This is a genomic window from Paracoccus sp. (in: a-proteobacteria) (assembly GCF_047973135.1).
Lineage (GTDB): Bacteria > Pseudomonadota > Alphaproteobacteria > Rhodobacterales > Rhodobacteraceae > Paracoccus.
Genome location: NZ_JBKEBL010000016.1, coordinates 1 through 13,410, shown reverse-complemented (window position 1 = coordinate 13,410; position 13,410 = coordinate 1). Strand labels below are relative to the sequence as shown.

General features: G+C 62.0%; 10 protein-coding genes, 1 other RNA gene and 1 pseudogene. 8 read left to right on the top strand and 4 right to left on the bottom strand.

What is annotated here, in order from left to right:
* Window positions 1–263 precede the first annotated feature (263 nt).
* Window positions 264–2,294, top strand: a complete 2,031-nt coding sequence (locus ACK5L9_RS01160) for a calcium-binding protein (RefSeq protein ID WP_416909610.1) — start codon at window positions 264–266, stop codon at window positions 2,292–2,294.
* A gap of 13 nt (window positions 2,295–2,307) precedes the next feature.
* Here ACK5L9_RS01160 and ACK5L9_RS01155 read toward each other — a convergent pair whose 3' ends face one another.
* Window positions 2,308–3,828 carry a VOC family protein gene (locus tag ACK5L9_RS01155; RefSeq protein WP_416909609.1) on the bottom strand — a complete coding sequence of 507 codons (1,521 nt, stop codon included), beginning with the start codon at window positions 3,826–3,828 and terminating at the stop codon, window positions 2,308–2,310.
* Window positions 3,829–4,245: 417 nt separating this feature from the next.
* On the opposite strand from ACK5L9_RS01155, the gene ACK5L9_RS01150 reads away from it, so the two are divergent.
* Both ACK5L9_RS01150 and ACK5L9_RS01145 read left to right on the top strand, forming a co-directional pair.
* Complete coding sequence (locus tag ACK5L9_RS01150; protein WP_416909608.1) at window positions 4,246–4,947, top strand: hypothetical protein; 702 nt, start codon at window positions 4,246–4,248, stop codon at window positions 4,945–4,947.
* 9 nt (window positions 4,948–4,956) lie between these two features.
* On the top strand, window positions 4,957–5,664 hold the full coding sequence (locus ACK5L9_RS01145) for a hypothetical protein (protein ID WP_416909607.1): 708 nt from the start codon (window positions 4,957–4,959) through the stop codon (window positions 5,662–5,664).
* A gap of 7 nt (window positions 5,665–5,671) precedes the next feature.
* Here ACK5L9_RS01145 and ffs read toward each other — a convergent pair.
* Both ffs and ACK5L9_RS01135 read right to left on the bottom strand, forming a co-directional pair.
* Window positions 5,672–5,770: signal recognition particle sRNA small type (ffs, locus tag ACK5L9_RS01140), an RNA gene on the bottom strand.
* 135 nt (window positions 5,771–5,905) lie between these two features.
* Window positions 5,906–7,801 (bottom strand): bifunctional 2',3'-cyclic-nucleotide 2'-phosphodiesterase/3'-nucleotidase, encoded by a 1,896-nt coding sequence (locus ACK5L9_RS01135; protein WP_416909606.1) that lies wholly within the window; start codon window positions 7,799–7,801, stop codon window positions 5,906–5,908.
* 292 nt (window positions 7,802–8,093) lie between these two features.
* On the opposite strand from ACK5L9_RS01135, the gene ACK5L9_RS01130 reads away from it, so the two are divergent.
* Window positions 8,094–8,549, top strand: a complete 456-nt coding sequence (locus ACK5L9_RS01130; protein ID WP_416909605.1) for a hypothetical protein — start codon at window positions 8,094–8,096, stop codon at window positions 8,547–8,549.
* Here ACK5L9_RS01130 and ACK5L9_RS01125 read toward each other — a convergent pair.
* Window positions 8,546–9,400, bottom strand: coding sequence for a prephenate dehydratase (locus ACK5L9_RS01125; protein WP_416909604.1), 855 nt, complete (start codon window positions 9,398–9,400; stop codon window positions 8,546–8,548). The genes ACK5L9_RS01130 and ACK5L9_RS01125 overlap by 4 nt on opposite strands.
* 121 nt (window positions 9,401–9,521) lie before the next feature.
* Between ACK5L9_RS01125 and ACK5L9_RS01120 the strand changes: the two genes are divergently transcribed.
* From ACK5L9_RS01120 to ACK5L9_RS01105, 4 genes and pseudogenes are all read left to right on the top strand, one after another.
* Window positions 9,522–10,064: a c-type cytochrome gene (locus ACK5L9_RS01120; protein WP_416909603.1), complete on the top strand. Its 543-nt coding sequence runs from the start codon at window positions 9,522–9,524 to the stop codon at window positions 10,062–10,064.
* A gap of 150 nt (window positions 10,065–10,214) precedes the next feature.
* The gene (locus ACK5L9_RS01115; protein ID WP_416909602.1) at window positions 10,215–12,077 is read left to right on the top strand and encodes an extracellular solute-binding protein; all 1,863 of its coding nucleotides are present in this window, start codon (window positions 10,215–10,217) and stop codon (window positions 12,075–12,077) included.
* 105 nt (window positions 12,078–12,182) lie between these two features.
* On the top strand, window positions 12,183–13,256 hold the full coding sequence (locus tag ACK5L9_RS01110; protein ID WP_416909601.1) for a microcin C ABC transporter permease YejB: 1,074 nt from the start codon (window positions 12,183–12,185) through the stop codon (window positions 13,254–13,256).
* A 1-nt stretch (window position 13,257) separates the two neighbouring features.
* Window positions 13,258–13,410, top strand: a pseudogene (locus ACK5L9_RS01105) (ABC transporter permease); the annotation flags it as partial.

Genomic DNA, 13,410 nt, shown 5'->3' with positions numbered 1-13,410 from the left:
GCCGCAATCCGGTAGCGCAATACTCATAAGTCTTACATGAATGGCAATTAAGTATATAAAACTATACCGATGGGTATGAAACATACCCGCTGACGTGCTTTGGTATAGTTTTATTATACTTATAATTAGGTAATTGCTACCGAGTTGCTGACGTTTAGTCAATTTTCAACAGTTGATTGGCAAAAGCGTATGCAAATGAAGCCTGAATACGGGCTTGATTTCAACGCAAATCGCCCAAGGGCTTTTAAATTATCGAGGCACACATGGCACGTGTGACAGCCGCGCATTTCGGGCTGAATTCTATTCTGACGCTGGATTCGGCGAAAGACGGCACTGCGTTCACCCAGATGGTGGACGAATTGTCGGTGGCGAATTTGCGCTATCCTGGCGGCGGGGTGACAGAAGATCAGACATGGCAGAACGGTGGTCTGGCCCGCATGTTCGGCGCGCCGATGGAACCGGGCGATCCCGATTACATCATGACGCTGCGCGAACTTCTGGCGCAGGCGGTCAGGCAGAATGCCAGCGTCACGATCGTAATTCCGACCTTTCAGTTTCTGGACGATACGGCGCATTTCCGTCAGGCTGAATTCGGCCGTTACATGACTGCGCTGAAGGACACGCTGGCCGATATGCCCGAGGTGCGGATCCGGGCGTTCGAGATCGGCAACGAATACTGGGCCAGTCTCAGCGCGGCGGAGTATGGCTATGTCGCCAACAAGGAAATTCCCGCGCTGGCGCGGCTGGCCGATCAACTTGCCGGTTCCGGTGGCGGCGCGGCACCGCTGATCGGGCTTCAGGCAGGTGCGCAGTGGCGGGCCAGCGGGGCCGATGAAAGCCGTCAGATCGCAGCCCAGATCAGCATGGCCAACCGCGCTCATGTCGGTGAGATCACCCAGCATGTCTATCCCGATCCGCAGGTCGGCCAGATGGCGCAGCAGCGGGATATGGCGGTTGGCGCGATGAAGGAATATCTGGGTATCCGGGGGTTTTCCCACGATCTTGAACTGGAACTGACCGAGTTCAATATCGCCCGCACGGCCGGGGCAAGGATGGTGTTTGGCGTCAACCAGGCAAGCCTGTGGATCGAGGAATTTGCCCATTACGTGAATGCGGGTATTGACGCTATTGACGTCTGGGGTGGCGGCTATAAATGGCTGAGCACCAAGCTTTACGATACCCAGATGCCCGAGGGCGAAATGCGCGGCGGGCAGGTCGTGACCATCGCGACGCCCATGGGGCAGGTCTTTGATCTTGCGTCGGCCCATCTGGTCGGCACGCGGGTTCTGTCGGACAAGGCGGCGGTCGCGGGGCTTGGGGTGGCGTCGGGCCTGGGGGTCACAGGCTTTGCGGGGCATGACGAACGGATCGTCTTTGTCAGCAACATGACATCTGCGGCCGAAACCATCGACCTGGGCGGGCTGAAGGGCAGCCATGTGGCCCTGCATCACATCATCCCGGCGGATTCGCCGCATTCGACCTGGTATGACGAAAGGACCATGGTCGTTGAACAGCCCGATGGCGTCGTGGATGCGCGTGGCGACATGAAGGTCACAAGCGGGGCGGCGGCAGGGGGGGCGGTGCTGTTGAAACCGAACGAGCTGCTGATGGTGATCGTTTCGGACCCCGACAGGGCGCTGCTGCTGGAAGGGGCGCATAACGTGACCGATTACCGCACCCATATGGTCGATGACATATTGGTTGGCGCGCGGGGCAATGATCGGCTGTACGGCCATGTCGGCGACGATCTGCTGGTCGGAAATGCCGGTCGCGATAGCCTGTGGGGCGGGCTGGACGATGACACGCTGCGGGGCGGGGCAGGCAGTGACCGGCTGTTCGGCGGGGCCGGGGCGGATCGTCTGATCGGCGGGCGGCACAACGATCAGATTTTCGGCGAAGACGGCGCTGACGTGCTGCGCAGCAGCTTTGGCAGCGATTTGCTGGATGGCGGCAATGGCGATGACCGGATCATCGGCTGGACTGGCAATGACCGGCTGTTCGGGCAGGCGGGCGACGACCGGCTGTTTGGCGGCGGTGGCAATGACCGGCTGATCGCGGGTCCGGGCAACGATCAGCTTTGGGGCGGGTCTGGCGCGGATGAGTTCGTCTTTGCCGATCATGACGGTCGCAATATCATCCATGATTTCGATCCCGATGCCGACCGGCTGACATTTCAGGGCGACGACGATCCCTGGATCGCGCAATCGGGCGACAGCGCGATCATCCATTACGGCGAGACTTATATCGTCTTGCAGCATGTGGACGGCACCGATCTGCAAGGGCTGATCGGGTGACGCGGGCGCGTGGTCAGCCACCAAGCCAGCCTTTCGCCATGTCCTGATCCTCGGGCGACAACTCGTGCCCGGCGGCGATCATGCGCTGGTCAAGGCTGGCCCCGGCATCGCGCAGCGCCTGGGCCAGCGGTGTTGCCAGACGGGCATGGGCATCGCGCTGTCCGGACAGCAGCAGCACGGAAACATCGCGCAGATCGGGGACGGGCGGGGATTCCAGCACCTCGATCCCGCGCAGCATGATGGCGCGGCGGATGGTGCCGGGATGCAGCCGCAGCACCGCGCCAAGCAGATTCGCGCCGTTGGAATAACCCAGAAAAACCATCCGCGCGGGATCAAGGCCATATCCGCGCATCGCGCCATCGGTAAAGGCGGCAAAGGCGGCGGCCTCGGCACGGATGTCGTCCTGATCGAAGGTGGTTGCGTCAAGGCGGCGGAACCAGCGGTTCATCCCCTCTTCGGTCGAACGTCCCCGGACACCCAGCAGCGTTGCACGCCGGTTCACCCGCGCGGCAAGAGGCATCAGGTCGGTCTCGTCCCCTCCGGTTCCATGCAGCAGCACGATGACCGAGCCGTCGGGATCATCGGGCACATACAGGCGGTGAATGAAGGGCAGGTCGCGCATCGGCATCCTGTCCTCGCCGGGCAGCGCAAATTGCGGCAGGATCACCCGCAGGTCGTCGGCGCGCGCTGCGTCATGCGGCGGCACCATCAGCACCCTGCCCAGATCGCCGGCGGCCTCGTCCACCGTAAAGCCGGGGCCGTCGGTTGCATATTCGAACAGCGTTCCCATCGGTTCACGGACATAAAGAGACAGGAAATACTGCCGGTCATGGACATTGGTCGCGCCCTCGTGGTCGCGCAGCTCAAGGCGCATCTGCTGGACGGCCTGAATATCGGGCGCGCGAAAGGCCACATGATCAAAGACTCCGGTTCCCTGCGCGCCGGTCACGAAACCCGCCGATTGCCGCAGGTCGATCACATCGCTTTCCGAAGCCATGCGCAGGAACGGCCCGTCGCGCAGCGTCTCGGCATAGCCGAACCGCCGCAAGAAGGCGGCGGTGGCCTGTGCGTCGCCGGTCAGGATGGTGGCCGAGCGGATGCGCAGGGGGGCCATCGGGTCGGGCAGAGGCGCTGCGGCTGGCATCTCCATGCCCACCAGCTTGACGGTAATTCCGTCAGGATCGCGCAGGCGCAGGACGGTTTCGCCCAGTTCCCGCGCCGGACCAGTGAAGGGAATGCCTGCCGCCATCGCCTTTTGCAGCCAGCCGCCCAGATGCACGGGCGGGATGGCAAGCGCGATCTCGCTGACCTGCCCAAGCCCGACACGGCCCGCCGCGCCATCCTGCCAGACCAGAAAGGTGATCAGCGAACCGGGGCTGCCAAGCCAGTCGCCGTAAACCAGGTGAAGCTGTGCGCCGTCCTCGTAGCCGCCGGTCTTCTTGACCAGCCGCAATCCCAGGAAACCGGCATAGAAATCCACATTTCTCTGCACGTTGCGCGTGATCGCGGTGATGTGATGAATGCCGGTGGTCATTCGGTCAACCCTCCTTGCCCGCATGCCTTGCGCGGCATGCCCGCATCCTATCCGCCGCGTCGCGTCGCCGCCAGCCGTCGTCCGGGGGGCGGCGACGCGCGCAGTCGGGCTGTAGATGGTGAGGCCCCGCCCCCCACACGGTAGCCGACGAGATGTCCGCAACACCTGTCACCGGACAGACGGCCCGCCGCAGGCTTTTGCAGGGGGTCCGGGGGGCGCACAGCCCCCCCGGCCATCGCGGGACGCAAATCATCCGGCGGTGGCGTCACATCCGGCGCTGGTGGCGGACGGGTTGCCGTGCCAATATGCTGCGGTTGCGGAACTTCTGCCATAGTCGGCACGTTGCGTTGCCGCAGAGGTAAAACAAAACTGAATAGTATTATTTTCAGGCGATAAACGTTGATAGGAGAAAGCAGTATGGCGATGGCATTTGATATCTATGTGGGATGGGATTCCCGAGAACCGATTGCCTATGACGTCGCCAGAAAATCGCTGCTCGACCATGCCGGAAAGCCGGTGAATATCCATCCGGTCAAGCTGGACGCGCTGGTCAAAAAAGGTGCCTACACGCGTGAGGTCGATCCGCTTGCCTCGACCGAATTCACCTATTCCCGCTTTTTCACACCCTGGCTGGCCGGGTTCACCGGTTGGGCGCTGTTTTGCGATTGCGATTTCCTGTTCTTTGCGGATGTGGCGGGGCTTGAGCGTTATCTTGATCCGTCCAAGGCTGTTCTTTGCGTGAAACATGATTATCGGCCAACCGCGACCGTCAAGATGGATGGCAAGACCCAGACCAGCTATCCGCGCAAGAACTGGTCATCCTTCATGCTGTTCAACTGCAGCCACCCCTCGACGCGCAAACTGACACCTGATCTGATCAACGGCCAGACCGGAGCCTATCTGCACAGGATGCAATGGGCGCGGGATGACGAGATCGGCGAATTGCCGACAGCGTGGAACTGGCTTGAGGGATGGAACGACAAGCCTGCCTCGGGCTATCCCAACGCCGTGCATTTCACGAATGGCGGCCCGTGGTTCAAGGATTGGCAAAAGGTCGATTACGCCGATGAATGGCGCGCGGCGGCTCTGGCCATCGACCCCGGTTTCCGGCCGGTCTGAGCTGTCGCCATGGCCCATCCGCTTGTCAAAAGAATTGTCCGCGCGCTGAAACTGGTGCGCCCGCCCCGCAAACGCCACAGTTTTGCCGGGCCGGTGCTGGTTCTGGGTTCGGCCCCTGTCGCCCATCTGCCCGAGGGGTTCGATTCCCGCTTTGCGGTGATTTCGGTCAATGGCGCGCAGTATCACCTGCAACAGTGGGGTCTGGGCGATCCTGACATCACCCTTCTGACCTGGAGCCAGATCGCCAGCCGCAGCCCCAAGGCGAACGAGGTCCGGGGTGTGCTTGCGGGGCATGGGACCGGTACCCTGTATGTGGTGCGCTGGCGACGTTCGTGGCGCAAGCTGCGTCGGGGGCTGGCGGCGATTCCCTATCGCTATGACAAGCTGTACCTTCTGGGCCGTTTGCGCAGGATGGCACTCTATGAACAGGTAACGAGCAATTATAACCCCGAAGAGGCCATCGCGGCGCGTTATTCCAATGGCATTACCGGTGTGCTGCTTGCCTTTCACAACGGTGCGCGTCAGGTGATCATCTCGGGCATTGATCCGGGTTCCGACGGGCATGCCCACGGCACTGCGGGTTATGCACGCCAGCATGGCGAGGTGGATATCCAGGTGATCCGCAGCTTGCGCGCACAGGGCAGGCAGCTTTACACCGCCGATCCCCGGGTCGCCGAACACAGCGGTCTGCCGTTATGGACCGGCAGCGAGGGTTAGCGGTAAGGGGTGAGAGGCTGGACAACGACCCAAGCGGGACTCGTTACGGCTGCTTCCTTCCGGACCTGACCGGGTTGGCGAGGTGCCTGCCCGCGCCAACCTCTCGCGGCTTATCTAAGGCCGGCGGCGCGGGGATGCAAGCCGCTAAAGGCTGACGACCTTTACCTGATCCTGTTGTCAGGCCCCAATTTTCTGATCCGAGGCCGATGCCGCACAGATTTGATGATCAAGTTGGCTTCCGTCAGCTATACATGTGCAGTTTCAGGCGCACGAAACCATCCGGTCCCTGGCCGGTGCATTCGATCTGCTCAAAGGGGGGCAGGCTCAGCCCGTTCAGGTGGGGCAGCGCGGCGGGGCTGGTGTCGAACAGGACCGAAGTGCCGGGCATCGGGCAGAATGAGAAATTCGGCGGACCAACCGGGCGCAGCGACGGGTTTCGCCGCACGAACCGGCGCAGCACCTCTTGCGTGGCTGTCCCGTCGGACAGGGCGACGGGACGTTCCGTCGCCAGACCGGCGAACAGGCCGCAGGCCGACAGGCGATAGGTGCTGGTGGCCAGAATGAACTCGTCCCCGGACCGGACCGGACCGGTGGGGCCGCGCAGATTTTGGATGCGGGCGGTATCCGGGTTCAGCAGCGTGCCGGTCGGGCCAAAGCGGCGCGGCGCGGCAAGATCGATACGCCATGAAAGCCCGTCGATCACGTCGAAATTGTAGCAGGGAAAATCGTCGCTGATCAGTGGCGCGTCCGTTGCTCCGGGCTGGATCTGCCGGAACTGACCGGCGGCACGCTCCAGCCATTCGGCGATGCCGGCGCCGGTGACGTGGATCGCGCAGATCCGGTTCGGAAACAGATAGAGATCGGCCAGATTGCGCAGCGTCAGCGGCCCGGCGGGTACATCGGTGTAATGACCCGGCCCGGCCCGGCCCCCCGCGCGAAAGGGGGCGGCGGCGGACAGGACCGGCAGGCTTTCCCATCTGGTGCCGCGCAACGCGTCGCGCACATGATCGCGCTGCGCCGTATTGACCAGCCGCAGCGCATGATCCTGCCCCAGCAGCGAGAAAAAGCTGTTCAAAGGCACCTGTGTCTGGCCCACGCGGCGGCGGTAATGGCGCAGGGTGGCGCGATGGGCGTCCTCGATCGGGGTCAGGATGTCGGGGCAGGCGGGCAGGGCGCGGTCCACAGGTTCGGCCCGCACGGCGAAATCCGCCACACTCCAGCCGTGATCGCGAAGCGGACGCAGTTCCAGATCGATCACCCCCAGATGAGAGCCGCCAAACCCGGCCATCACCGCAGGCTTTCCCGCAAGCGTTCCCCGGCGGGGGTCGATGCCCGGTCCGGCGGGGATTTGCGGGCCGGGAAAGACCTGATGGGTGTGCCCCGCGATGACCGCATCGATCCCCTCGACGGCGGCAAGCGCGGTGGCGCAATGCTCCATCCCCGGCTGATGGAGCAGCGGGCCGATGCCTGTGTGACCCAGTGCCACGATCAGGTCGGCCCCCTCTGCCTTCATGACCGGTACCAGCCTGCGCGCGGTTTCGACGATGTCACCGCAGACAAGCTGGCCCGACAGATCCAGATCCCAGTCGCCTGTCTGGGGTGGCAAAAGGCCGATGACCCCGATCTTCATCAGGCAGGGCGCGCCGCCCTGATCGTGAAACTGCCGCCGCAGGATCGTGTATCCGGGAAAATCCGGTCGCCGGTGCAGCCGCAGATTCGCCGCCAGCACCGGAAACCGCGCGCCCGCCACCGCGCCCCGCAAAAAGCGCAACCCGAAATTGAAATCGTGGTTCCCCAGCGCCGCCGCGTCATAGCCGAGCGCGTTCATGGCCGCGATGGCGGGATGTGGGCGGTCCGGGCGGGGGGGCAGCCTTTCGGCGACATAGTCGCCCAACGGATTGCCTTGCAGGAAATCGCCATTGTCCAGCAGCAGCGTATTGGGATTCTGGCGGCGGCCCCGCGCGATCAGCGAGGCCGTGCGCGCAAGCCCATGGCGGTCACAGGGCCGGTCGGCCAGATAGTCATAGGGCAGCACGTTCATATGCATGTCGGTCGTTGCCAGAATGCGCAGCGACAGGCATTGCTCCGAATCCGCCCCAAGGCAGGAATCTGGCGTCACATGGTTCCCGTCCGGCATGCGTTACTCGACATCTTTACCAAATCTTATCAGGATCCTGCGCATGATCAGGGAATCAATGGCAGGCAATGAAACAACTATAGGTTGAATTTTGGCCTTTGAAAGGACTTGATCGTGCAAAACGGGAAAAAAATCGGATTTCCTACCCCGAAGGACAGGCGATGATACGGGTTTGAGGTCGAACTGGCCAAGTGTGAGGATTGCATTGGCGGCAAAAAAGGGGTTCCTCTGACGGCATCTTCCCAGGGCCAGTCGCCCGATTTCCACTCGTCTGATTTTCAGGGCGCAAGACATGAAGTTCTCTACCCGCGTCGATACCGACCTTTCCGCTGCCGACTTGTTCGCGATGGTCAGCGATTTCGGGCGGATCGAACGGATCTTGCTGCGCCACGGGGCCCATGTGTCGCGCAGCGATTCGAAGCCGCAGGTCGAAATCGGGTCGGCATGGACGATTCGCTTCCGCTGGCATGGCAAGGTGCGGAATGTGGCTTTCGAACTGACGCAGCTTGACCGACCCGAGCGGGTGTCACTGGCCGGGTTATCGGAAGCATTTGAAACAAGGCTGGACTTTACCATCGTCGCGCTTAGCCCCAGCCGCTCGCGCCTGCTTTTCGAAAGCGACGTCAAGCCGCGCAACATGCGGGCGCGTCTGCTGTTGCAGACGGCCAAGCTGGGCAAGGCGCAGCTTGACCGCCGGTTCGAACGTCGAATCGGCCTGTTCGTCGATGAACTGCGCGGCGTGGTCTAGTCGCCCCCGTTTGCCTGTGTCTTGCGCAGCGGATCGGCGGGATAGGCACCCAGAATATTCAGCATCGAGGTGAAATAGCCCAGTTCATCCAGGGCCCGGCGTACATTTTCATCCTCGGGGTGGCCTTCGATATCGGCATAGAACTGCGTCGCGGTGAACACACCATCTACCATATAGCTTTCCAGCTTGGTCATGTTCACGCCATTGGTCGCGAAACCGCCCATGGCCTTGTACAGCGCGGCGGGGATGTTGCGGACCCGAAAGACAAAGCTGGTCAGCATCCGTTCGGCCCGACGGCTGAGATCGGGCTCGTGCGCCATGATCAGAAAGCGCGTGGTGTTGTTGGCGCGGTCCTCGACCTCGTCGGCCAGCCGGTCCAGCCCGTAAATCTCGGCCGCAAGGGGCGCGGCAAGGGCGGCCAGCGACGGATTGCCGCGCCTTGCGACCTCTTGCGCCGAACCCGCCGTGTCGGCCCCCGTCACCGCGCGAATCCCGTGTCGGCGCATGAAGTTGCGGCACTGGCCCAGCAGGACGGTATGGCTCATGGCATCGCGGACCTGATCCAGCGTCGTGCCGGGCACGGCCAGCAGGCTGATATGGACGCGGACAAAGGCCTCATCAATGATGTGCAGGCCGGATTCGGGAAGCAGGTGATGGATGTCGGCCACGCGGCCATAGGTCGAATTTTCGACCGGCAGCATGGCCAGATCGGCCTCGCGCGACCGCACCGCCTCGATCACATCCTCGAAGGTACGACAGGGCAGGGCCTCCATTCCGGGGCGTGCCTTGCGGCAGGCTTCGTGGCTGTAGGCACCGGGTTCGCCCTGAAATGCGATGCGGTTAAGGGTCATGGCCGGGGTCCGCTATCTGTTTTTTGACTGTCGGGATGGTAACTATACCTTGATCAGACAAAGCGAAAGCGGATAGATACCGCTCGAATTGACGAGCTTACCAAGGCGGGGATCGCACGCGATGTTCAACACCATGACCGTGACCAAGGCAGCCGGCGCACTGATTGGCGCGCTTTTGTTCCTTCTTCTGGCGAACTGGGCGGCCAGCGGCCTGTATACTGTCGGCGGCGCGGGCCATGGCGGCGAAGGCGAGGAACATGCCCAGGCCTATACCATCCCGGTCGAGGAAAGCGGCGACGGCGGCGCTGCCGAGGTCGAAGAAGAGCAGATCGACTTTGCCGCGCTGATGGCGCAGGCCGATCCGGCCAAGGGCGAAAAGGATTTCGGCAAATGCAAGGCCTGTCACAAGCTGGACGGCGGCGATGCCACCGGCCCGCATCTGAACGGCATCGTGGGCCGCCCGGTCGCTTCTGTCGCAAGCTTCGGCTATTCCGACGCGATGCATGCCCATGCGGGCGAGGCCCCCGAATGGACGCCCGAGGCGTTGCAGGAATTCCTTGCCAATCCGAGGGGCGTCGTGAAAGGCACCAAGATGTCCTTTACCGGCCTGAAAAAACCGCAGGACCGCGCCGACCTGATCTCTTATCTCGAAACCCAGAAATAAGGATCGCGGGATCGCGATCCGGGGGGCGTGGCGTCTGCCGCGCCCTTTTTGCTGCGGCTTCCCGCACCACCCCGTTCACGAAAATGCTGCTTGATCCCAAGGCTTGCCCTGTCCTAGCGTGACCCCGACAGTTTATCCCGGAGACCGCCGATGCGTCATTTCGCCCTGACCGCCGTCCTTTTTCTTGCCACGGCCTCCACCGGCCAATCGCAGGGAACCAGCGCGGAGGGCGAAAAGATCATCAAAAGCCATGGCTATGCGATCATCGGCGATCTGGCCCTGCCTGCGGATTTTCCGCATTTGCCCTATGTCAACCCGGACGCGCCGAAGGGCGGCTATATCGTCGAGTCGATCCCGAACAGCAGCAATTTCGACAATTTCAACCCGTTCACGCTCAAGGGGCGCCCGGCAGTCTTTTCGGCGGCAATGCTGGAACCCATGTTCGCCCGCGATGCCAACGACTTTGCCGCGGCTTATTGCCTGCTTTGCGAGACGATTGAATATCCCGAAAGCCGCGACTGGGTGATTTTCAATCTGCGCCCCGAGGCGCGCTTTGCCGATGGTACGCCGCTGACCGCCGAAGATGTGGTGTTCTCGGTCGAGCGGATGCGCGACGAGGCATCTTCGGCGCTGACATTGCTGATCCGGCAGCAGATCGCGTCGGTCGAGGCGCTTGACCCGCAGCGCGTCAGATTCACCTTTGTCGAGGGTTATCCGCGACGCGAGCTCATTTCCTTTGCCGGACAGTTGCCGGTTATGTCCAAGGCCGATTTCGAATCCCGCGACCTGCATCTGGACCAGACTTTCGACAAGCCGCTGCTTGGTTCCGGCCCCTATGCGCTGACGGGCTGGAGCATGGGCCGTTGGGTCGAGGCGACGCGCCAGCCCGATTACTGGGGCAAGGATCTGCCGATCAATATCGGACAAAACAACCTTGACAGGCTGCGTTACGAATATTTCGCCGATTACGACGCGGCCTTTCAGGCGTTCACGGCGGGCGAATATACGTTCCGCAACGAGGTCAGCTCGATCAAATGGGCAACTGCGTATAATTTCCCTGCGCTGGAAAAAGGCTGGGTCAAGGCGGAAACGCTGCCCGATAATTCCACGGTGTCGGGACAGGCATGGGTTTTCAACCTGCGGCGCGAGAAGTTTCAGGATCCGCGTGTGCGCGAGGCCATCGGACTGATGTTCAACTTCAAATGGACCAACGACAAGCAATTCTATGGCCTTTATGATCGCGTCAACAGCTATTGGGAAAACAGCCCGATGGAAGCGACCGGTCTGCCATCCGACGAGGAACTGGCGCTGCTGGAACCGTTGCGCGCCGACCTGCCGGACACGGTATTCACCGAACCCGCCTATACCTGGCCCGAGGGGAGTGAGCGTCCATCCGACCGGCAGGCCAAGCTGCGGGCCTCGGAATTGCTGGATGCGGCGGGCTGGATTCCGGGGGCAGATGGCATGCGCCGAAACGCCGATGGACAAATTCTGCGGGTCGAGATCATCAACGACTCGGTCACGCTGGACCGGGTGCTGAATCCCTATGTCGAAAACCTGCGCGGCATAGGGATCGACGCGGTGAACCTGCGGGTTGACAATGCCGAGGTGCAGGCACGGGAACGCAGCCATGATTTCGACATTACCAGCAGTTTTCTGGGACAGTCGCCTATTCCGGGGGCGGAAATGCGCCCTGTTTTCGGCACCGAGTTTGCGGATACCGACAGCAATCTGCTGGGTCTGAAGAACCCCGCCATCGACGCGCTGATGCTCAGGGTCGAAGAGGCCGCGACCAGCGAAGAGATGACGGTGGCCGCGCGCGCGCTGGACCGGTCGCTGCGGGCGCTGCATCTGTGGGTGCCGCAATGGTACAACGCTGACCATCTGATCGCCTATTATGATATGTACGAACATCCCGAAGTGCTGCCCGACTTTGCGTTGGGAGAAATGAGCTTTTGGTGGTTTAACCCCGAAAAGGCCGAGAAGCTGAAAGCCGAGGGCGCGCTGCGATAAGCGATCCGGCTTGATTTCCGGGACGGGATTGCCGACAAGGCGTGACAATCGAACAGGGCCGCGAAAGGTCCGTTGGCCCCGAGGGGCGGGCAGAAGGGCAGGCTGATGGGTGCCTATATCCTGCGGCGTTTGCTGCTGATCATTCCCACGCTGATCGGCATCATGCTGGTGAATTTCACGCTGACGCAATTCGTGCCCGGCGGCCCGATCGAACAGATCGCGGCGCAGCTTCAGGGCGAGGGCGATGTGTTTCGCAATATCGCGGGCGGCGGCGATAGCGGCGCGGCGGCGCAACAGGACTATCAGGGCGCGCGGGGGTTGCCGCCGGAATTCATTGCGCAACTGGAAAAGGAATTCGGTTTCGACAAACCGCCGGTTGAACGTTTCCTGACCATGCTGGGCAATTACCTGCGCTTTGATTTCGGCACCAGTTGGTTCCGATCCATCAGCGTGGTTGATCTGGTGGTTGAAAAAATGCCGGTGTCGATCACGCTGGGGCTGTGGTCGACGCTGCTGGCCTATCTGATTTCCATCCCGCTGGGCATTCGCAAGGCGGTGCGCGATGGCTCGCGTTTTGACACATGGACCTCGGGCGTGATCATCATGGCCTATGCGATCCCGGCTTTCCTGTTCGCGGTGCTCTTGATGGTGCTGTTCGCGGGGGGCAGTTATTGGAAGATTTTTCCCCTGCGCGGGCTGGTCAGCGACAATTTCGCCGATCTGTCCACATGGGGGCAGATCAAGGATTACGCCTGGCATGTGACGCTGCCGGTTATCGCCTCGACGATCTCCAGCTTTGCGACGCTGACGCTGCTGACCAAGAACAGTTTTCTGGACGAGGTGAACAAGCAATATGTCATGACGGCGCGCGCCAAGGGCCTGACCGAGCGGCGAGTGCTTTACGGTCATGTGTTCCGCAACGCCATGCTGATCGTGATCGCGGGTTTCCCGGCGATGTTTCTGGGCGTGTTCTTTGGCGCCTCGATCCTGATCGAGACGATCTTTTCGCTGGATGGGCTGGGCCGGCTGGGCTTTGAGGCGGCGGTCAGTCGGGATTATCCGGTGATCTTCGGCACGCTCTATGTCTTTGGGCTGATCGGGCTGGGCATGGGGCTGGTGTCGGACCTGATGTATGTCTGGATCGATCCGCGGATCGATTTCGAGACGCGGGAGACCTGAGATGGCGGGTATGGATGCCAATGTCGCCCCGCGCGGCGGGTTGTCGCCGTTGAACCGGCGGCGCTGGCGCAACTTTCGGGCCAATGGCCGGGCCTATTGGTCGTTGTTGGTCTTCTCAGTGCTGTTTGGTCTGTCGCTGTTCGCGGAATTCATC

What these genes read in the sequence shown, in the direction of transcription:
- ACK5L9_RS01155 (WP_416909609.1), bottom strand. Translation starts at nt 3,828, where the DNA reads ATGACCACCGGCATTCATCACATCACCGCGATCACGCGCAACGTGCAG.
- ACK5L9_RS01145 (WP_416909607.1), top strand. Translation starts at nt 4,957, where the DNA reads ATGGCCCATCCGCTTGTCAAAAGAATTGTCCGCGCGCTGAAACTGGTG.
- ACK5L9_RS01150 (WP_416909608.1), top strand. Translation starts at nt 4,246, where the DNA reads ATGGCGATGGCATTTGATATCTATGTGGGATGGGATTCCCGAGAACCG.
- ACK5L9_RS01115 (WP_416909602.1), top strand. Translation starts at nt 10,215, where the DNA reads ATGCGTCATTTCGCCCTGACCGCCGTCCTTTTTCTTGCCACGGCCTCC.
- ACK5L9_RS01130 (WP_416909605.1), top strand. Translation starts at nt 8,094, where the DNA reads ATGAAGTTCTCTACCCGCGTCGATACCGACCTTTCCGCTGCCGACTTG.
- ACK5L9_RS01120 (WP_416909603.1), top strand. Translation starts at nt 9,522, where the DNA reads ATGTTCAACACCATGACCGTGACCAAGGCAGCCGGCGCACTGATTGGC.
- ACK5L9_RS01160 (WP_416909610.1), top strand. Translation starts at nt 264, where the DNA reads ATGGCACGTGTGACAGCCGCGCATTTCGGGCTGAATTCTATTCTGACG.
- ACK5L9_RS01125 (WP_416909604.1), bottom strand. Translation starts at nt 9,400, where the DNA reads ATGACCCTTAACCGCATCGCATTTCAGGGCGAACCCGGTGCCTACAGC.
- ACK5L9_RS01135 (WP_416909606.1), bottom strand. Translation starts at nt 7,801, where the DNA reads ATGCCGGACGGGAACCATGTGACGCCAGATTCCTGCCTTGGGGCGGAT.
- ACK5L9_RS01110 (WP_416909601.1), top strand. Translation starts at nt 12,183, where the DNA reads ATGGGTGCCTATATCCTGCGGCGTTTGCTGCTGATCATTCCCACGCTG.